Raw genomic sequence first — 20,001 nt, 5'->3', positions numbered from 1 at the left:
GTCCGTGTTGGCGCAATTACAGTGAATGGTTTAATGTAATCAGGAAATGAAGCGAGTTTTTCTGATCGATTCGATGTCGCATATTTTTCGTGCGTTTTTCGCTCCGATGGGTATGCGACAGGAGCCGATGCGAAACAGCAAAGGCCAGGTGACGCAGGCGGTTTTCGTATTTACGAATATGCTGCGCAAGCTTCTGAATGACGAGCGTCCGGAGTATATCGCCGCTGTTTTTGACACGGCTGCTCCTACATTTCGACACGACTCATTTGAGGCGTACAAAGCGAACCGCGAGGAGATGCCGGACGAACTTGCACAACAGCTTCCCTATATCGTGCGGGTTTGCGAGGCGTTCAATATTCCCATCTTAAAAATGGACGGCTACGAGGCCGACGATATAATCGGCACACTCGCCAAAGAATGTGAAAAGCGCAAAATGCAGGCCGTGATCGTCTCGAACGATAAGGACCTGTGCCAGCTTGTCCGCGACCCGTACGTGATCGCAATGCGGCAAAATTCGCAAAACCTGAAACGTAAGGTTCCCGTCCCGCCGATCGAATGGTGTGACGAGGCGTGGGTTGTAAATAAATTCGGCGTTCCGCCCGACAAGATAATCGACCTACTCGGCCTGATGGGCGATTCGGTCGATAACATTCCCGGAGCGCCAGGCATCGGCGAAAAAGGCGCGTTGAAGCTCGTCCTCGAGTATGGCTCGGCTATCGGTGCGATGGAGAATGCCGAAAAGATCTCGCACAAGACCTATCGCGAAAGCCTGCAGAACAATCGCGACATTATTTTGCAATCTCTTGAGCTTGCAACCGTGCATTGCGAAGTGCCGATCGATCTCGACATCGAAAATCTGAAAGCTCGAATGCCCGACCGCGCAAAGGCTTACGAGCTGTTTCGGGAGCTGGAATTCAAGTCGCTAACGAACGAATTTGCCGACGGAGCGGACACCCCGACGGGCGAAAGCGGCGGACTTTTCGATTCCGTAACCAACCGAAATGTCGAAACTCGGTATTCAGTGATCTCGACCCGTCCGGAACTCGATAGTCTGGTTCGACGACTATTTGAAATCACGGATTTTTCCGTTCACGTAAACGATGCAAATTCCAATGAAAGAACGAGCGTTTACGACAAATTGCGGCCCCTCGGCGTTGCTTTTGCGATAGGTAATGGCGAGTCGTTTTACGTCGATCTTGAGAATTTTGACGGCGATGCGATCACGCCGATACGCAATATTCTGATGAATCCGTACTTTTCGATTTCGGCCCACGACGCAAAGCGAAACACAGGTGCCCTACTCAAACTCGGCATACGGCCGACGAGTATCAGGAACGACATACTGATCGCCGCCTACCTGCTTGAATCGACGCGGTCGAGCTATCCGGTCGATTTCCTTGCTCAGATCTACGGCGATATCGACGCGGCTCGTGCAATTTCTGAAAAATGGGACGAAACGGCATTCCGCACCGCGGAAAGCGCTGATCTGATCGCACGCACCTTGCCGACAATTTTGGCGAAACTTCGCGAAAACAAGCTCGAAAGCGTCTATCGGGATATCGAGATGCCTACGATAGATGTGTTGGTCGATATAGAGCTTGTCGGTATGAAGGTGGACGGAGAGCGGCTTATCGCTTTCTCGGAAACGATCTCAAATGACCTAGACGAGATCAGCAAAAAGATATACGCCATTGCCGGGCGTGAGTTCAACATCGGCTCACCGAAGCAGGTGGGCGAGGTTTTTGGCGAACTTAATATAGAGACCGGCAAAAAGACCGCGACCGGCCAAATTTCTACCAGCCACGACGTCCTCGTTGAGCTCGCCCAAACGTATGAGATCGCGCAGTTGATCATCGATTATCGCGAGATGGACAAGCTGAAGGCGACCTACGCCGACGCTCTGCCAAAGATGATCCGCGGCGACGGCCGCGTTCACGGCTGCTTGAATCAAACGGTCGCCGCAACTGGCCGTCTCTCATCGACCGAGCCGAATCTGCAGAACATCCCTGTCCGCACCGAACTCGGTCAGCAGATCCGCCGAGCGTTCATTCCGGAAAAAGGCAACAAGCTGATCTCAGCGGATTATTCTCAACTTGAACTGCGCATTCTCGCTCACATCACGAAGGACGAGCGAATGCTCGAAGCGTATAAGAACAACGAGGATATCCACGCACAGACCGCTCGCCTTGTTTTTGGAGCGACCGACGAGAAAGACCTAAAAGAAAAACGTCGCCTGGCGAAGATCGTCAATTTCGGCATCGCCTACGCCGTCGAAGCATACGGACTATCGACGCGCGTCGGGATCTCAAAGCAAGAAGCCCGCAAGGTCATCGACGACTATTTCGCGACATACAAAGGCATACGCGAATATATGGACCGCATTCCCGAAGAGGCGCGAAAACAAGGCTATATCACGTCTCTATTCGGCCGCCGACGATACTTCCCGTCAATCACTGACCGAAACTTCGCCGTCCGGTCGCGTGCTGAACGCGAAGCGATAAACATGCCGATCCAGGGCACCGCAAGCGACATCGTAAAGATCGCGATGATCCGTGTGGAAAAAGCACTGCTCGATGCAGGGCTCGAAACAAGGATGATCATGCAGGTCCACGATGAGCTGCTTTTCGAGGCCCCGGAAAGCGAGGTCAAGACGGCATCCGAGATCATAGTTCGCGAAATGGAGAACGCAGCTACTCTAGACGTCCCGCTCGTTGTCGAGATAGGAGTGGGCAACAATTGGATGGATGCGAAATAGCTCCGCCAGTATTCCGGCATTTGCGTGGGCCATCCTCGCGGTCTCGACTTTCGCATTGCTGGTCAGCAACGGATTGTCGATCAGCGGCCTGCCGCCTTTTTACAAACCGATCAGAGAAGAGTTTGTCGCAGCCGGCATCGTAAACACGTCCGTCGCCGAAACTTTTATCGCGAACGGCGCAAACATCACGTTTCTGATGTCCGGGCTTTTCTCTCTGATCGGCGGCTGGCTTGTCACCCGATTTCGCCTGCGGCCGATGATGATGCTCGGCTGCGTGATGCTCGGCGGCGGGACGATCTTGCTGAGTATTTCAGATACCATACCGATATTTTATCTGTCGCGTTTCTTGATGGGCGCGTCGCTGGGATTCATCGGCGTCGCTCCATGTATCGTTCTGGTGTCGCGCTGGTTTTCGGCTCGTCGCGGGCTTGCTCTCGGTATTCTGCTGACAGGGACAAGCCTAGGCGGTGCCGTCGTTCCGCTGCTGGCTCAACCATTGATCGCAGAATACGGCTGGCGAACGGCTCTAGTGATCTTGAGCCTGTTGGTGTGGGCGGTATTGCTGCCATTGGTCGTATTCCTTGTTCGGGAAACGGCGCCGGTTGGAAAAGAAGCGACTGAGGCGGCAGAAGAGGTGTCAGGAGCAACGCTTGGCCAGGCTTTAAGAACACCGCTGTTCTGGGCTATTGCCGCTTGCGGCGCACTTGTTTTTTATCCGATCTTTGCTACGACCCAGCAATTCATTCTTTACCTGCAGACGCCACGGATCGGCATCTCTGCTGAGACCGCTGCTCTTGCTCAGTCGCTGCTTTTCACGGTGGGCATCGGCGGACGTTTTCTCGCGGGATACTTAAGTGACAGACTCGGAACTATTGCCGTTATTATCTTCTGCGCGGGACTTATGTTCGCTGCATCGCTTGTGCTTTTGAACCTTACCGCATCGAACGCATTCCTCTTTTTGCTGCCGTTCGCCGTTGGTTATGGCGGAACATTTGTTCTGCTGCAGCGGCTGACGGTCGATTCGTTCGGCCAACGAGAACCTGCGAAGATACTCGGTGCTCTAACGATGATCGAGGTCATAGGCGCCGCTATCGGTGGGCGTGTTACAGGCTATCTCGCTGACGCGAACGGCGGTGATTACACTACGGCTTTCTATGTTGTGACCGCTGTGTGCGCTGCGGCGTTCATTTCAACCATCGTCATTTTCCTGCTGGGAAAAAGAGAAAGCCCGCTCGCGGCGGGCCTTTAAGAACTGGTGGAGATGAGGGGGATCGAACCCCTGACCTCAGCATTGCGAACGCTGCGCTCTCCCAGCTGAGCTACATCCCCAAAAACAGTTAAGAGTTTAGAGGTTAGAGTGACGAGTTTCAAGAATGATCGCCCCTCTTAGATTCCGCCTCTCTACTGAACACCCGCAGGCAGGAGCGAGCCTTTTGGGTCAGACGCAAAAGCGTAGCCGTCCTCGATCTTTCCGACAATGCCGTGAAAATTGATCTCGCCGTCGTTCGTTACGACCACAACGACATCGCCCGGGCTATACTTCTTCTCGTCGATCGGGAATTTGATGATGGTCGCGTTTCCGTTCTCTTGCGAGACTACGTCGTATTCAAAGGTATCCGCGTTAAAACTAATGGTCTGACAAAATGAAACTTCCATAAGAATAGTCTAAGGTCCAAAGCCGAAACTCCAAAGTCGAAACCACAGGCTAGGGGTCCTTGAACTTCACCTCAACTGTTATTGGATCGTGATCAGACAACGGCTCGCCGAGTCCGCTGACAAGGCCGCCGACGGTTTGCGGCGACGTCTCGGGTGCAAGCTCGAGTCCCTTGGCCGCGAACCAATCGAGCCGTGTTGAGACCTTGCCTCCAACGCGGCCGGCCGCCCAAAATATGAACGGGAAACACCATTCAGGCACCCAATCGCGAAGATTGGTGTTCTTTTCGATGCTGGCGACATCGTAATGCAAAGTCCCGACGCCTAAGTTGTTCAGCTCACGATAAGTGAACCCACGGTTCTCCAGATCAGTAAAAAGAGGCTTTTCAAAAAATCGTTCGGGGTGCGGCAAATGGTTAAGAGCGACGTTCTTAGGGCCCATAAAGACACGCCGCCAATACCCAAGGATCGCTCGGGTCGAATTCTGCGAATTGAAACCCGTCGTATTCCAGTCGCCCCCAATCAGCGTAGGCATTTGGGGCAGCGTGTCGAGATGATCGAGAATGATCCGCATCTGCAGCCGGCGATGAGCACGGGAACAATGCGCATCAAGATGAACGGTGACCGCACGGAATACGCCGCTCGGATGTTCGACGTCAGCGATCAACGCACGCAGACGGCCAAGGCGTTTTTCCTTGCCCCACATTTTGTCCTTACCGTTCGGGATCGGGATCGCGTGAACATTTCGCATCGGCCACCGCGAGAACATCGCGACGCCATGCAGCGAAACGGTATTCTCGCCATCCATCTCGGCCTCTACACCGCTTCCCTTTTGCAGCGGAACGTAAACCGGAGCGAAAGCGTAATTCAGCCCAAGTTCGCGGGCGATCTCCTGAGCGACAAAACGATTCCCGCTTCTCGCCATTCCGTGGTCGAGTTCGGAAAACAGTAAAATATCGCGGCCCCGCAGCCTTTCGTCTATTTTCAAAGCGTCAATAATGCTGTCGAGCTGAATGCCGCGTTCAAGATTCCACGCGATCGCCCGGATCGCATTTACCGAATGATCGTCCGATCGTCCGTCAGCAAGTTCCTCGCCGACGACCAAATTGAGCAGTCGTTCAGCCTCGCCGCCAACTTGTTTCCAGATCTCGGATGCTTCGAGTTCTTCGACAGATTCGAATTTGAGCAGTTCGGGAAAATGTCGATTCAGGTCGTGATCGAAATATTCGGGCGGATGCGTTGGCATTTAATAACGGCAGGCAGCAATAGCACGGTCAATCATCGTAACGTTCCTTTACGGGTGCGACGGCGAGGAAATCTTTGGTGATCCGTTCGGAGTACATCGAAAGAAGTTCATCGATGCGTTCTCGGTCTTTTGAGCGGAATATCAGCCCGACGTGCTTGGATTTTTTCACGCGATATACGATCTCCTCTTCGGTATAATTCGACGTGTCCGGCTCATCAGTGTTGGCAAGTGCAAGAGCGATGCCGGCATATTCTTTGTGCAGTTTCGGCAACTTGTAAGGATTCTCCTTGTCGGCGATCTCAAGTTTCGCCCACTCGCGCCATAGATTGAAGCCGCACGCATATTCCAGAACGTTCGCTATGTACGCACCGCCGACGCGGCACGCAACCTCGAGCATATAGAATTCACCCGATTCGGCACACTGCAGAAATTCCGCGTGCGTAACACCCTTTTCCAGTTCGAATGCTTTCAAGAGCTGCTTGTTGAGCTTTTCCAACGTCTTTCGCTCGGGCGCGTCATACGGCACGATCGAGGACGTGAACACACCGCCATAATGCGACACCTTGAATGGCGTCGTGCCATACTGACTGACGCCTGCCGCACGCACTTTCTTGTCTTCGACGACAGAATCGACGTGAAAGACCTTGCCCTCAATGAACCGTTCAATGACGAATTGCGAGGGATGGTCGCGCCAGTTATTTCGGTTGTCGAGGTCTGTCAAAACATCCCAAACCTGCTGCTTCGTCTCACATTTTCTGATACCGAATGCAGATACCTCGTGTCGCGGTTTGACGATCCAAGGAGCCGGGACGCGGTCGAGGAACTCATCGATCTCCGACATGTTGAACGCTCCCACGAACTCCGGACACGGAATGTCCTTTGAAGACGCCAGGTTGCGCATCGTGAGCTTGTCGCGAAATCGACGAAGGTAAGAGCTGGTAACTCCCGGCAGCTGCAGGTGCTCGCGGGCGAGCGCTCCCGTGATCACATCAAATTCATCGAGCCCGACGACATGATCGATCTTCGCAGACCCTACAACGTTCGTGATCGCACGCACATAATCGACGGGTTGGGCACTGTCTTCGACAGTCCTGACATCGCCTATGTTTGCCCAAACCCAAGGGCTGTCAAGCAGGCTTTTCCGCGTTACGAGTGTAACTTGCCAGCCGGCCTCATGGGCTGCTTCGATGAATTCGTTACCCTTGTGTTCGCTTGCGATGCAGACGATGTGTTTCGACATACTCGTTAGTCACGGTTTGCAAAAAACCGTTATTCCATCATTTCGACTACGTTTTATTTTGCACTAAAAGAATGCAACAATCTAGGCATCGGTGTTGACGATTTATGGGTGAGATCGATATTGCCAACCTGATCAGCCATCTGGTCATTTTTCTAGTCGTCCTGCTTCTTGCGATCTCTGCGCACGAGGCCGGACATGCATGGACATCGTGGAAATACGGCGACGATACCGCATACATGCTCGGCCGTGTGACGCTTAATCCGGTAGCACACACTGACCCCATCGGCACGCTCCTGATCCCGATCGCGGCGTTCATATTCGGCTCGGTCGGCGGTGCATTGGCTTCGATCCCTTTGATCGGATGGGGCAAACCTACGCCGGTAAACCCGAACAAATGGACGAAATATAAAGAAGCGAACGTAATGGTATCGATCGCGGGTATTGTTGCGAATATCATCATCGCAACCATCGGCTTCTTTATCTTTAAGTTCATGATCGAATTCGGCGTGATAAACGCCGGCAATATTGATTCCGGACTGATCAAGCCGATCGTCATATTTTTGAATTATCTTGTGATGCTGAACGTTTCGCTGGCAGTATTCAATCTGCTGCCGTTTCCGCCGCTGGACGGCAGCAAGGTTCTCTCGACGTTTCTGCCGCCGAGTTTTCAGCCCGTTTTCGAGATGCTTGAGCAATACGGCTTTCTGATACTTATGCTCTTGGTCTATTTCGGCATCATCGGGCTTATAATCAGGCCGTTCTATCAATTGGTCCAATACCTTCTGCTGACGCCGTGGTTTTGATTCGACGATGAGTAAGAGAATTTTCAGCGGGGCACAGCCTACCGGGCAGCTTCACATCGGCAATTATTTAGGCGCACTTAAGAATTGGGTCGCGTTGCAGGACGATTATGAGTGTTTCTACTGCATCGTGAACATGCACGCCATAACGCTGCCGCAAGAGCCGGCCTCACTGCGAAAGGCGACGCTCGACCTCGCACGCATCTATTTGGCCGCCGGCGTCGATCCTGAACGCTCCACCATTTTCATTCAATCCGACGTACCGCAACACGCCGAGCTTGCGTGGGTCCTTTCCTGCATCGCTCGCATGGGCGAGTTGGAACGGATGACGCAGTTCAAGGATAAGGGCAAAGGCAACACAGAACGCGCGGGCGTCGGACTATTTACCTATCCGATACTAATGGCGGCCGATATTTTGCTGTATCAGACCGATCTCGTGCCGGTCGGACAGGATCAGAAACAGCATCTGGAACTGAGCCGCGACCTGGCCGAACGTTTTAATCGCGACTACGGAGATACGTTCAAGGTGCCGGAGCCTTATATTCCCAAGGCCGGTGCGAGCATCAAATCACTGCAGGATCCTGAAAAGAAAATGTCGAAATCCGACGAGAACGCCAACGGCTCGCTTTTTCTGCTCGATGATCCCGACACGATCACCAAGAAGATCAAACGCGCCGTCACTGACAGTGGAACGACCATCGAATTCGACGAAACTCGCCCGGCGATCAACAATCTGCTGACCATTTATCAGCTCGTAACAGACAAAACCGCCCAAGAATGCGTCGCCCATTTCGAAGGCAAGATGTATGGTCAGTTCAAGACTGAACTCGCAGAAGCCGTCGTCGAATTCCTGCGGCCATTTCAAGAACGCATCGCTCATTACGATGACGCTACTCTTCGCGGGATACTCGACCGCGGAGCGGAAAAAGCACGCTCAGAGGCCGCGCGTACGCTAAACAACGTGTATTCGAGAATGGGAATAAATTGATTTGTCACTTGAATCGAACCGCTGAAAGAAATTCAGCGACAGGTGTTAAGTGTGACGTCGATAGTCAATATGAAGATCACAGTTTATGAAAAGCCTACTTGTACGACCTGTCGAAAGCTGAACAGGCTATTTGAAGAGAATGGTATCAACTGGAAAAAGGTGAATTATTTCGTCGAACCTTTTACCGAGAAAAAACTGGCCGGTTTGTTGAAAAAGACGGGCCTGCGGCCATTCGAGGTTCTGCGGCGGAATGAACCCGACTTCAAACTCGCCGGCATTGATAAGGAATCATCGAACAAGGAAGTGATCGCGGCGATGGTAAAATACCCGTCGATCATTCAGCGTCCCATTGTTGAGGCCGGCGACAGGGCCGTATTGGCGAGACCGATAGAATTGGCGTTGGAGATCTTGAGATAATGCGATTCGCGTTCACGATCGTTCTTCTTTCAGTGCTTGCATTCGCTTCGTGCGACCTTCGCAATGAGACGGCTAAACGCAGCATGGAACGGTTTACGTCCAGTCCGACACCGAAATTTTCGCCCGCGCCGACGGAATCGCCCGTCGATGCCGCAGATGTTGCGAAGGCTGATACTTCTGTCGAAGGCGAGCCGATCTATGTTGACGGGCCCGATCTGAAGAGAACGGTCAACTGTGCGAAATTCAACAGCGTGAAGATAAACGGAAATTCGAATAACGTTACGATCACCGGAGTCTGCAAACAAGTGATGATAAATGGTGACCGCAACCGGATCACTGCAGATGCCGCGAATGAGTATGTTTTTAACGGCAGCGAAAATGTGTTGAGATATTCGCGATTCGTTAACGGCAAGCGCCCGTCGATCACGCAGAACCGTGAGGGCAACTCTATCGAGAGGATACCAACGGAAAAAAAGAAATAACGGAATGTATACAAACGGAAACGGAAACGGTCACTACCCCAAACCAAAAAACGTTCTCGGCGGCGAATTGGAACTTTGCTGCTCCGATCCGATGACGGGTTTCTATCGCGACGGTTTTTGCCGCACCGGCGTCGATGACACCGGCAGGCACACCGTGTGCATCAGGGCGACTGATGAATTCCTTGCGTTCTCAAAAGCAATGGGCAACGACCTTTCGACGCCAATGCCGCAATACGCGTTTCCGGGTTTGAAAGAAGGCGACAAATGGTGTCTTTGCATGCTTCGCTGGCGCGAGGCTTTTGAGAACGGCATGGCGCCGCAGGTTTATCTGCGAGCGACCCACGAACATGCACTTACGGTTATCGACCTTGAAGACCTGAAGCGATACGCCATAGACTACGAATAAATTGACAAAGGAACCTGAACAATACAGCTTCGATTTTCATCGCGAGACGGCAGAGATCGTCCGCGATTCTGAGGAGTTGAAGGTAAAGATCGGCGATTTCGCGGGCCCGCTCGACCTGCTTCTTTTTCTCATCCGGCAGGAAAAGGCGAATATTTTCGACATACCGATCGCCAAGATCACCGACGAATACCTTAACTACATCCGCCTCATGAAGCGGCTCGACATCTCGGTCGCTGCAGATTTTCTCGTAATGGCGGCACAGCTGATCGAGATCAAGACCAAGATGCTGCTGCCTCGCGATCCGACCATCGAAAGCGACGAAGAGGCAGAAGACCCACGGCAGGAACTTGTAGATCGGCTTCTCGAGCACGAGAAATTCAAAACGGCGGCAGGAATGCTGTATGAGCGTTCCACGCTGGAGCAGGCGGTTTTCACCCGCGGCCCGATAGAAACGGACGAAGCGAACGCTGAAATTGACGCGACCGTTTTTGACCTTTTGGGCGTTTTTCAGAAGATCCTCGCCCGCCATGCCGAAGAAGTGAAAATGGAGATCGAGCGGGAAGAAATATCGCTCGGAGATATGATCCGCACTCTCAAAGACCGCATCGCGGCCCAGGGCGAGGTCAGTTTGCTAGCATTCTTTGAAGAGATGCAGAACCGCCGCGAACTGGTCACCGCATTCATTGCGGTTCTTGAAATTGTGAAAAACGGCGGCGTTTCGCTCAGACAGAAAGGAACCTTTGGCGATATAATCTTGAAAGGCATTTGATCTATGGACGAAGCAGTTCAGACAAAACTCACGCGGACGCCGGCCGATTTGGTCGCGCTCGCTGAGGCACTCATTTTTGTTGCAGACGAGCCTATTACGACGCGGCTGATCGCTGATGTCCTCGGTGAAGAAAAAGGTGCGATCGAGGCGGCCATCGAAGAACTTCGACGTGAATACGCCGAACGCGGCAGCGGGCTGCAGATACGAGAGATCGCCGGCGGTTGGCAATTGGCAACACGAACTGATTTTCACGAAGAGATACGTACCTTCCTTAAGACGCGTCCATCAGCAAAACTCTCGATCGCCGCACTGGAAACGCTCGCCGTCATTGCATACAAACAGCCGGTCACAGTTCCGGAGATCCTCGAAATTCGCGGTGTGCAGTCTGCGTCGGCTATAAAAACCTTGCTCGACAAACGCCTCATCGTCGCCAAAGGCCGCAAAGAGACGGTCGGCCGCCCGATGATGTACGGTACATCGAAAGAATTCCTGATCCAATTCGGGCTCAAAGACCTGTCCGAACTGCCGAGCATCGAGGATTTCGAGGACCTGGTCCAGTAGCCACAGATTCCACGGCTGCCATTGAATGGGTCCGTCGCCTTGCCTCTGTGTTCTCTGTGGACTCTGTGGCAATTTCTTATGCAGGAAAGACTTCAAAAACTTATCGCCCAGGCCGGTATAGCTTCGCGGCGTGCGGCGGAGCAGTTGATACTTAACGGCGATGTCTCGGTCAACGGCGATATCGTAACTGAACTTGGGACAAAAGCCGATCCCGAAAAGGACCACATCAAGGTCCGCGGCAAGCTCATCAACGCCAAGCTGCAAAGCCGTTCGAATGTTTACGTTCTTTTGAACAAACCGAAAGGCTATCTTTCCAGCGCCGCGGATCCCGAGGGACGTAAGCTGGTCACGGATCTTGTAAAAGGCAAAGGCAAGCTCCATCCCGTTGGCCGCCTCGATTACAACACCGAAGGGCTTATCATCCTGACCAACGACGGCGAATTCACGAACCATGTCGCGTCGTCACGCAAGATACCTAAGGTTTATGAAGTAAAGGTGAAAGGCCTGCCTAATCGGAATGCGATAAACAAACTTCGCCGCGGCATCATGCTCGACGACGGTTTCAAGACGGCACCGGCGGACATTCGCGAACTTAAAACTACCGGAAACAATGCCTGGTTCGAGGTGACGCTGCACGAAGGCCACAATCAGCAGATACGCAAAATGTTCGATGCGGTCGGTAATTCTGTTGTAAAACTCCGACGAATTCGCATTGGAAATGTCAGCGCACCGGAACTCCGCACAGGCCGCTGGCGTGACCTTACAAAAGAAGAGTTACGCACTCTTAAACCTTGAGTTTTATTATTTTAGTAGAGCCCGATGCTCGACCATCAGGCAAAGGTCCTGCACTACTTTGATGCCGGCATCGGCGAGCCTCTCTGCAACGTCGTCATTTCTAATACCCAACTGAAACCACACTGCTTTCGGCTTTTTGGCGAGGATCTCGAAAGTATGTTTTGAGATGTCGCGCCCGCGGCGGAAAACGTTCAGGAGGTCGATCTCGCCGGGAACCTGTATCAGGTCGCGATGAACCGGCTGACCCAAGATCTGTGTCACGTCGGGGTAATAAACGGGAACAGGAACTATCTCGTAACCGTTCTCCTGCATATATTTCGGAACGTAATGAGCAGGCTGGGCAGCATGGTCATCCGGCTTGATACCCAAGACCGCAATGCGTTTCACAGAGGAAAGCAGCTCCCTGATCTGGTCGTCCGTTGTGAGATAGTTCGGGTGATCCATAGGTCGATTTTAGGCTGAACGCAAAAAATTGACAATCGCCGTCTTTCCGATTCCCTGCCGCATCCGCCCGCGAAATTGCCACGAAACCTATCGATATGACAAGATAAACGCTTGTTTCCGCCGAATGCATTATGAATTTTGAACTTTCCGAAGAGCAGCTACAGATCAAGTACAGCATCCGCGAATTTGCCGAGAGCGAGATTCTTCCCAACGTAATGGAATGGGACGAAACGCAGCATTTCCCGGAGGAATTACGGCCAAAACTTGCCGAACTCGGTCTGATGGGAATCATTTTCCCTGAGAATTATGGCGGCGCGGCGATGGGCTATGTCGAATACGCGACCATCATCGAGGAACTCGGCCGCGTCTGCGGTTCGGTCGGTTTGTCAGTGGCTGCGCATAATTCGCTCTGTTCGAATCACATCTACATGTTCGGGTCGGAAGAACAGAAACAGAAATACCTTTTGCCACTCACGCAGGGCGAATCTTTCGGCGCATGGGGACTGACGGAATCACAGGCCGGCTCCGACGCGTCGGGCACACGAACGAACGCGGTCCGCTCGAATGGCGGATGGAAGGTCAACGGTTCGAAAAACTTCATCACACACGCCATCGCTTGCAACACCTTGGTCGCGGTAGCCGTAACTGACAAAGAAAAAGGAAACCGCGGTATCTCGGCCTTCATTTTCGACAAGTCGATGGAAGGTTTCCGATCGGACAAGAAAGAGAACAAACTAGGAATGCGGGCATCTGAGACCGCATCGGTGGTTTTTGAGGACTGTTACGTTCCTCAGGAGAATCTGCTCGGCAACGAAGGCGAAGGCTTTTTGCAGGCAATGCAGGTGTTGGACGGCGGGCGTATATCTATTGCCGCTTTGTCGGTAGGCATCGCTCAGGGAGCCTACGAAGCTGCGGTGAAGTACGCGAAAGAACGTCAGCAATTCGGAAAGCCGATCGCCGAGTTTCAGGCGATTCAGTTCAAACTTGCCGACATGGCGACGCAGATAGAATGTGCCCGCCTTCTCACGCTGCAAGCCGCAGCTACCAAAGACGCAGGTAAGCCCGTGACACAGATGTCCGCGATGGCTAAACTCTACGCTTCCGAAACGGCAGTTCGTGTATCGGAAGAATCCGTTCAGATCCACGGCGGTTATGGCTATACCAAAGACTATCCGGCTGAGAAATACTGGCGCGATTCAAAACTCTGCACCATCGGCGAAGGCACCAGCGAGATACAGCGGCTCGTTATCGCAAAGAATCTCCTGAAATCATTGTAAACTTTCAAACATTTTACCTTTCCTCGGCGTAAACAAGCTGAGGATCTTCTTTCCATTGACAGCTGTTGCATTTATGCAACAGTATGTTATGATTGCACCCTAGTTTTTATTTACAACATAAGGAGAAACACTATGAGCGAAGGTACAGCAATGGCAGCCGGCCGCCTGGCGTCGGCATTTTTGGCGGAATTGGAGAACGAGGCAAAGGTGGCGCGGCAGTGCCTTGAACGTGTCCCGGCGGACAAGTTCGACTGGACGCCGCATGAAAAGTCGATGACATTCGGGCGTCTCGCGGTTCATGTCGCAGAGATGTTCGGTTGGACGAAAATGACGTTGACAAGCGATGTTCTCGATTTCGCAGAAGCCGATTGGAAGGCGTTCGAGCCCGCGACGACCGAGGAATTGATCGCATTTTTTGACGAACAGGTCGCATCAGCAAAGGAAGTGCTTGCCAACACGTCGGACGAAATATTCATGACCGATTGGACGATGCGAAACGGCGAGCAGGTCTATTTCACGATGCCGAAGGTAGCCGTGATGCGTACGTTTGTGATGAACCACATAATTCACCATCGCGGCCAACTGTCGGTTTATCTGCGATTGAACGACATTCCGGTGCCGTCCATTTACGGGCCTTCGGCGGATGAAGGACAGATGTAGGTCTAAAATATATGTATGGCCGATCAATAGGCGGGCTTCGGCTCGCCTTTTTTGTTGGACCAAAGAATGAGAAACTATCATTTTGACGATGGCATCAGAATTGATCCAAAAGTTACTCGCCGGTGACGCGCGGTCCGTAGCTCGGGCGATTTCGATCGTTGAGCACGGAGGCTCGGCTGCGGCAGAATTGATGCAGGCGGTGTTTCCAAACACAGGCAAAGCCACAGTGATCGGCATCACCGGTGCGCCTGGAGCGGGCAAGTCATCACTCGTTGATAAGCTCGCCCTTCTCTACAAGGATAGGGGCGAAAAGGTCGGTATTGTCTGTATCGATCCTTCGTCACCGTTCTCTGGCGGCGCCATCCTGGGCGACCGTATACGGATGTCCACGCTTGGGCTGGACAAGAACATCTTTATCCGGTCGATGGCGACACGAGGCAATCTCGGCGGCCTGTCGCGAGCGACGGTCGATGCCGTTGCAATATTGGACGCCGCCGGTTACGACAAGGTCATCGTGGAAACGGTAGGTGTTGGCCAGGACGAGGTCGAGATCGTTAAAACCGCGGACGTTTCGGTGGTCGTGCTAGTTCCCGGCATGGGCGACGATATTCAGGCGATAAAGGCCGGCATTATGGAGATCGGCGATGTATTTGTAATAAATAAAGCTGATCGAGAAGGCGTCCTGAGAACTCAAAAGGAGCTTGAAGCACTGCTTTCACTTGCTCACCGGCCCGATATGTGGCATCCGCCGATCGTTCCGACCGTGGCTACAGAAAATAAAGGCCTTGAAGATCTGGCTGCCGCCATCGAAAAGTATGTTGGCTATACGTCGATGGCATACGGCGAAGAGATCGCTGACCGTAAGACTTCGATAGCGAAATGGCGGCTCTTGGAGTTGCTGCGCGAGCGTCTGCTGGCCGAACTGCTCAGCAGAAACGGTACCGAGAAGAACCTTGAGCAGCTTGCGGCGGACGTTGCGGCGAAACGTATCGATCCGTACTCAGCGATCGAGGAGATCTTGTCAGAACCTCGCGCATAGTCGGGAGTCAATAACATAAACCTATGAAGATCAACCATTTAGGAATCGCAACAAAAGGTATTGACGAGGCTTTGAAGTTCTGGGAGAACGCACTCGGTTTGGAAAACGTTCACACCGAAACCGTCGAGGACCAGAAGGTCCGGGTCGCAATGCTGCCGATGGGCGAAAGCCGAGTCGAACTGCTGGAACCAACGTCCGATGACTCACCTATCTCAAAATTTTTGGAAAAACGCGGCGGCGGTATTCACCACATCGCTGTCGAGGTCGAGGATATTGAAGCATCGCTTACACGCCTGAAAGAGAATGGAGCCCGTCTGATCGACGAATCTCCCCGCATCGGTGCCGAAGGCTGCTTGGTCGCATTTGTACACCCGTCGTCGACGAACGGCGTTCTGCTCGAGTTGGTTCAGGTCAAATAGCCACGTTTTCTGTTGGTAAAGCCCCGCGCGTTTGTTATCATTCTCGTTTGGCATTTTTGCGGACTTTTCGCTAGAGAGGAATATCAGTTTTGAGCAACTTAACTAAAGGAATCATTTTGATCGTGGCGATCGTCGCCATCGGTTTCGGCTTGGTCATCTGGAAGAAAGAGGTCGGAGGACAAGCTTCGGAATCATTCAATCAGATCTCGCGTTCCGAGATCGAACTGCTGCTTGCAGACCTTGCAAAGACGAATCCCATGGCGGTCAAACGTCTCGCTGAGGATGAAGAACTCAAGAAGCAGCAGATGAAGAATCTGAAGCAGCTTCTTGCCTTTGCCAGCCAGGCAAAAAAGGAAGGAATGGCCGACGAGCCGTCAAACCGGCAGGAGTTGGACAGCATTCGTGCTGAGGTCATCGCTGTCTCCTACGATCGTGAATTGAACCAGGACAAAGGCCCGATGCCTCCTTTCGGCTTCATCAGCGAAGAGCAGATCAACGAGTTTTGGGCCCAGTCCACTCCTCCGGCAGGCCAGCAGAGTTGGTTCGCCAATCTGATGGGCACGCTCGGATTGGGTAAACCTGCGAGTTTCAGGCTCCCTGAAGATGAGTTCAATGATTTCCTCAACGCGAAGATAGCAATAATGAAGGCCTCGAACCCGGAAATGGCGGACCGTGAGATCAGCGAGGAAGAACGAACGCAGGCACGCGAGATGTTCGCGAAATCGCGTGTGTATCGCAACGAATTCGACCGTAAAGCAGCCGCCGGTGAACTGAACGCGGAATTCGTCGCAAAAACCAATCTTCAGGTTCGCCTTCAGCAGGCTCAGTTCCTTGCCCGGCTCTACTCGCAGACACTTACAGACAAGATGAAGGTGACCGACGAAGAGGTCAATGCCTACATCGCGGCGAACCCGCAGTTTGACCCGGCAGAAAAGCGAAATAAGGCGAACGAGATCCTTCAGCGTGCAAAAGCAGGCGAGGATTTCGCAGCACTTGCCAATGAGTTCACCACCGATCCGGGCAACAAAGGCCCTGACGGCAAGGACAATGGCGGTCTTTACGCCGACGTGCCGAAAGGTAGAATGGTCGCTCCCTTCGAAGAGGCCGCTCTCAGCCTCGAAGCAGGACAGGTCGCACCTGAACTTGTTGAAACAGATTTCGGCTTCCATATCGTCAAGCTCGAACGCAAGCTCAGTAAAAAAGACGGAGCCGAGCAGGAAACCTACGATGTCCGCCACATTCTGATCTCGACCGGCTACAAGGATCCCGACAATCCGATGGCACGCGAGATGCCGGTCAAGGATTTTGTCCGTAACAAGCTTGAGACGGAAAAGGAGGAAAAACTGATCGAGGAGATCGTTGCTGCGAATGGCGTTATGGTTCCGGAAGATTATACCGTTCCGGAAGTCACGGACGAGCAGATCCAGGAAATGCAGCAGAAGCAGCGTCCTCCGATGCCGATGCCGCAGCCCGAGAACGGAGAGAACGGTGCTCCGCCGAAGCCTGCGGACACAAAGCCCGAGGCACCTAAGAAAAAGTAGTGGGCGGCAACAACCTTTGTCCCGTTAGGACAGAACATCTTGGGGCGATCTTACCGGTCGCCCTTTCTTATACAGAATACCTTGAACATGGAAAACATTCAGATCGGAATAATCGGCGGCAGCGGTTTGTACCAAATGCCGGAATTGGAGAACGTCCGCGAGATCAACGTAGATACCCCTTTCGGCTCGCCTTCAGATGCTTTTATTGTCGGCGAGTTGAACAGCGTTACGGTGGCGTTTTTGCCACGGCACGCACGCGGACACAAGTTCACGCCGACGGAGGTTCCGTATAAGGCGAACATCTACGCAATGAAGATGCTCGGCGTGGAATACATCCTTTCGGTTTCTGCTGTCGGTTCGCTGCAGGAACAATACGAGCCGACGGATATGGTCATACCAGACCAGTTCTTTGACAGAACGCGTGCACGGGCACAAGAATCGACGTTCTTCGGCGAAGGGATCGTCGGCCACGTTACTTTCGCCCACCCGGTTTGTGATGAACTCGGAGACATTCTCGAAGCGTCGTGCAAAGAGGTCGGCGTAAAGTTCCATCGCGGCGGCACTTACCTTTGTATGGAAGGGCCGGCCTTTTCGACCAAGACCGAATCCAACGTCTATCGCCAATGGGGAATGGACATCATCGGCATGACGAATCTGCAAGAGGCGAAACTCGCCCGCGAGGCCGAGATCGCATACGCCACGCTCGCCCTCGTCACCGATTACGACTGCTGGCACGAAGGCCACGGCGATGTGACCATCGACATGATCGTCGAATACCTGAACAAGAATGTACGCAACGCACAGTTGATATTGAAAGACGCCGTAAAACGCGTCGCTTCGAAAGAGTCACCGAATCAATATCGTGATGCCATCAAGAACGCCATTTTCACGGCTCCCGACCATTGGCCTGCGGAAACTGCGGCGAAACTTGAGGCAATTATCGGCAAGTACAGGCAGAGGTAAACTATTTCCGCCCGCCGGGCATCTTTAGTTAGGTATGAAACGCTCTTTTTTGGCGGTTTTTGCGGTTTTGCTCTTGTTCGGTATTCCTGCTGCGGCTCAAAGGAACGTCACGCCGGCGATCGACCGCGATCCGCTGCTCGAAACGGACGCGAAACACAACCTCGACGTAGCGTGGCAGGCCTTCGGTCCCGCCCGAAAGGCATACAAACAGGTGCTTTCGCGGTTCGAAGAGACGTTCGCCGCCTATCCGACCTTTTCCAAGATCGACGAATTTCTGTACCTCGCTGGAATGTCGAGCTGGTATCTTTCTGAAAACAAAGGGAAACAGCGCGTCGATCTCCGTTTGGAACGCGAACGCGAAAAATACGCCCCCGAGAAGCTCCGCGACGACGCAAAGATGTATCTGACGCTGCTCGTTGAGAAATTCCCCGATAGCAAATACCGCAGCGAAGCGGAAAAGGCACTCGCCATCCTCAACAAAGAACCGTCCAAATAGCGTAAACAAGCTGCGAAGTGTAAAATAGGCAATGTTCAGTGGCAAGTGGTCAGGTGTCAGACTTTTGAACTTTCTGACCACCGGCCACCGATAGCTGACCACTTATCCTATGTCACTTGCAGTTGTTGGTTCGGTCGCGTTCGATGCGTTGGAAACGCCTTTTGGTAAACGCGACAAGGTTTTGGGCGGTGCGGCGACGCACTTTGGTTTGTCGGCGAGCTTTTTTACGGAAGTGAACGCGGTCGGCGTGGTCGGCGGTGATTTTACCGATGCGGAATGGGACGTTTTCCGCCGTCACGATATCAATACGGATGATGTCGAGGTCGTCGCGGACGGCAAGACATTCTTCTGGCAGGGCCGCTACGATTACGATATGAATACGGCCCACACTCTGGACACGCAGCTTAACGTTTTCGAGACGTTCGACCCGAAATTGTCCGAGCGGTCCCGAGGTTCTAAACTGCTTTTTCTCGCAAACATTTTGCCGATGCTGCAGAAGCAGGTCCGCGAACAGTGTCCGGACGCGAAATTTGTCGCTATGGACACGATGAACTTCTGGATCTCGTCGATGAAGGACGCAGTGATCGACACGATAAAGGTCGTGGACTGCATCATCATTAACGACGCCGAAGCGAGGCAGCTGACGGACGAACCCAGCATCTACAAGGCCGCACAGTCTATAATGGGCCTCGGCCTGAAGGCAGTCGTCATCAAACGCGGCGAATACGGTGCAACGCTGTTCACTCGAGACGGTTATTTCGCCGTGCCCGCGTATCCGCTGGAAAGCGTGTTTGACCCGACGGGTGCGGGCGATACGTTCGCGGGCGGTTTTATGGGCTATTTGGCCGCACAGAATCAGATCAACGACGATACGATGCGGCGGGCCATGGTTTACGGCTCTGTAATGGCATCGTTCAACGTTGAAAAATTCGGAACCGAACGTGTGGATGCGCTCGACTATCCTGAAATTAACCAGCGTTTTCGTGATTTCAAGCGGATGACGCATTTCGACGATATTCCGTTCGAACGTGTGGCCGCCGCGTAAGATCC

General features: G+C 52.9%; 22 protein-coding genes and 1 tRNA gene. 18 read left to right on the top strand and 5 right to left on the bottom strand.

Annotation, left to right across the window (positions count from 1 at the left end; translation table 11 throughout):
- Positions 1 to 46 precede the first annotated feature (46 nt).
- Both polA and IPM50_13005 read left to right on the top strand, forming a co-directional pair.
- The gene (gene polA, locus IPM50_13010; protein QQS32560.1) at positions 47 to 2,755 is read left to right on the top strand and encodes a DNA polymerase I; all 2,709 of its coding nucleotides are present in this window, start codon (positions 47 to 49) and stop codon (positions 2,753 to 2,755) included.
- Entirely contained in the window at positions 2,745 to 4,004 is a 1,260-nt protein-coding gene (locus IPM50_13005; GenBank protein ID QQS32559.1) for an MFS transporter, read from the top strand. Before polA ends, IPM50_13005 begins: the two co-directional genes overlap by 11 nt.
- A gap of 4 nt (positions 4,005 to 4,008) precedes the next feature.
- Here IPM50_13005 and IPM50_13000 read toward each other — a convergent pair.
- The 4 genes from IPM50_13000 to IPM50_12985 form a co-directional block, all read right to left on the bottom strand.
- Positions 4,009 to 4,084: transfer RNA gene (locus IPM50_13000), tRNA-Ala, on the bottom strand.
- Positions 4,085 to 4,156: 72 nt separating this feature from the next.
- Positions 4,157 to 4,411, bottom strand: a complete 255-nt coding sequence (locus IPM50_12995; GenBank protein ID QQS32558.1) for a hypothetical protein — start codon at positions 4,409 to 4,411, stop codon at positions 4,157 to 4,159.
- A gap of 49 nt (positions 4,412 to 4,460) precedes the next feature.
- A complete protein-coding gene (locus IPM50_12990; GenBank protein ID QQS32557.1) occupies positions 4,461 to 5,654 on the bottom strand; it encodes an endonuclease/exonuclease/phosphatase family protein in 1,194 nt (397 codons plus the stop codon).
- A 28-nt stretch (positions 5,655 to 5,682) separates the two neighbouring features.
- Entirely contained in the window at positions 5,683 to 6,894 is a 1,212-nt protein-coding gene (locus tag IPM50_12985) for an ATP-grasp domain-containing protein (GenBank protein ID QQS32556.1), read from the bottom strand.
- A gap of 104 nt (positions 6,895 to 6,998) precedes the next feature.
- Between IPM50_12985 and IPM50_12980 the strand changes: the two genes are divergently transcribed.
- From IPM50_12980 to IPM50_12945, 8 genes are all read left to right on the top strand, one after another.
- Positions 6,999 to 7,697 carry a site-2 protease family protein gene (locus tag IPM50_12980; GenBank protein ID QQS32555.1) on the top strand — a complete coding sequence of 233 codons (699 nt, stop codon included), beginning with the start codon at positions 6,999 to 7,001 and terminating at the stop codon, positions 7,695 to 7,697.
- A gap of 7 nt (positions 7,698 to 7,704) precedes the next feature.
- Complete coding sequence (gene trpS / locus IPM50_12975) at positions 7,705 to 8,682, top strand: tryptophan--tRNA ligase (protein QQS32554.1); 978 nt, start codon at positions 7,705 to 7,707, stop codon at positions 8,680 to 8,682.
- A 69-nt stretch (positions 8,683 to 8,751) separates the two neighbouring features.
- Positions 8,752 to 9,099: an arsenate reductase gene (locus IPM50_12970; GenBank protein QQS32553.1), complete on the top strand. Its 348-nt coding sequence runs from the start codon at positions 8,752 to 8,754 to the stop codon at positions 9,097 to 9,099.
- Entirely contained in the window at positions 9,099 to 9,581 is a 483-nt protein-coding gene (locus IPM50_12965; protein QQS32552.1) for a DUF3060 domain-containing protein, read from the top strand. Before IPM50_12970 ends, IPM50_12965 begins: the two co-directional genes overlap by 1 nt.
- 4 nt (positions 9,582 to 9,585) lie before the next feature.
- The gene (locus IPM50_12960; GenBank protein QQS32551.1) at positions 9,586 to 9,987 is read left to right on the top strand and encodes a DUF2237 domain-containing protein; all 402 of its coding nucleotides are present in this window, start codon (positions 9,586 to 9,588) and stop codon (positions 9,985 to 9,987) included.
- A gap of 1 nt (position 9,988) precedes the next feature.
- Complete coding sequence (locus tag IPM50_12955) at positions 9,989 to 10,756, top strand: segregation/condensation protein A (protein QQS32550.1); 768 nt, start codon at positions 9,989 to 9,991, stop codon at positions 10,754 to 10,756.
- 3 nt (positions 10,757 to 10,759) lie between these two features.
- Positions 10,760 to 11,317: an SMC-Scp complex subunit ScpB gene (gene scpB, locus IPM50_12950; GenBank protein ID QQS32549.1), complete on the top strand. Its 558-nt coding sequence runs from the start codon at positions 10,760 to 10,762 to the stop codon at positions 11,315 to 11,317.
- A 78-nt stretch (positions 11,318 to 11,395) separates the two neighbouring features.
- Positions 11,396 to 12,112: an rRNA pseudouridine synthase gene (locus IPM50_12945; protein ID QQS32548.1), complete on the top strand. Its 717-nt coding sequence runs from the start codon at positions 11,396 to 11,398 to the stop codon at positions 12,110 to 12,112.
- Positions 12,113 to 12,118: 6 nt separating this feature from the next.
- Here the strand turns inward: IPM50_12945 and IPM50_12940 are convergent, their stop codons facing one another.
- Positions 12,119 to 12,556: a CoA-binding protein gene (locus IPM50_12940; GenBank protein ID QQS32547.1), complete on the bottom strand. Its 438-nt coding sequence runs from the start codon at positions 12,554 to 12,556 to the stop codon at positions 12,119 to 12,121.
- 131 nt (positions 12,557 to 12,687) lie between these two features.
- Here IPM50_12940 and IPM50_12935 point away from each other — a divergent pair, with 131 nt between their 5' ends.
- From IPM50_12935 to IPM50_12900, 8 genes are all read left to right on the top strand, one after another.
- Positions 12,688 to 13,833 (top strand): acyl-CoA dehydrogenase family protein, encoded by a 1,146-nt coding sequence (locus IPM50_12935; protein ID QQS32546.1) that lies wholly within the window; start codon positions 12,688 to 12,690, stop codon positions 13,831 to 13,833.
- A gap of 189 nt (positions 13,834 to 14,022) precedes the next feature.
- On the top strand, positions 14,023 to 14,493 hold the full coding sequence (locus IPM50_12930; protein QQS34530.1) for a DUF664 domain-containing protein: 471 nt from the start codon (positions 14,023 to 14,025) through the stop codon (positions 14,491 to 14,493).
- An 88-nt stretch (positions 14,494 to 14,581) separates the two neighbouring features.
- Positions 14,582 to 15,532 (top strand): methylmalonyl Co-A mutase-associated GTPase MeaB, encoded by a 951-nt coding sequence (gene meaB, locus IPM50_12925; protein QQS32545.1) that lies wholly within the window; start codon positions 14,582 to 14,584, stop codon positions 15,530 to 15,532.
- A gap of 23 nt (positions 15,533 to 15,555) precedes the next feature.
- On the top strand, positions 15,556 to 15,951 hold the full coding sequence (gene mce / locus IPM50_12920; GenBank protein ID QQS32544.1) for a methylmalonyl-CoA epimerase: 396 nt from the start codon (positions 15,556 to 15,558) through the stop codon (positions 15,949 to 15,951).
- An 89-nt stretch (positions 15,952 to 16,040) separates the two neighbouring features.
- Positions 16,041 to 17,492, top strand: a complete 1,452-nt coding sequence (locus IPM50_12915; protein QQS32543.1) for a peptidylprolyl isomerase — start codon at positions 16,041 to 16,043, stop codon at positions 17,490 to 17,492.
- Positions 17,493 to 17,579: 87 nt separating this feature from the next.
- Positions 17,580 to 18,455, top strand: a complete 876-nt coding sequence (locus tag IPM50_12910; GenBank protein QQS32542.1) for an S-methyl-5'-thioadenosine phosphorylase — start codon at positions 17,580 to 17,582, stop codon at positions 18,453 to 18,455.
- Between the two features lie 34 nt (positions 18,456 to 18,489).
- On the top strand, positions 18,490 to 18,951 hold the full coding sequence (gene bamD / locus IPM50_12905; protein QQS32541.1) for an outer membrane protein assembly factor BamD: 462 nt from the start codon (positions 18,490 to 18,492) through the stop codon (positions 18,949 to 18,951).
- A gap of 109 nt (positions 18,952 to 19,060) precedes the next feature.
- Positions 19,061 to 19,996, top strand: coding sequence for a sugar kinase (locus IPM50_12900; GenBank protein QQS32540.1), 936 nt, complete (start codon positions 19,061 to 19,063; stop codon positions 19,994 to 19,996).
- Positions 19,997 to 20,001 lie beyond the last annotated feature (5 nt).

Source organism: Acidobacteriota bacterium (assembly GCA_016700075.1).
In the GTDB taxonomy this organism is placed as follows: domain Bacteria; phylum Acidobacteriota; class Blastocatellia; order Pyrinomonadales; family Pyrinomonadaceae; genus OLB17.
Note: the sequence above shows the minus strand (reverse complement) of the source record. Positions and strands in the feature narration are given on the sequence as shown.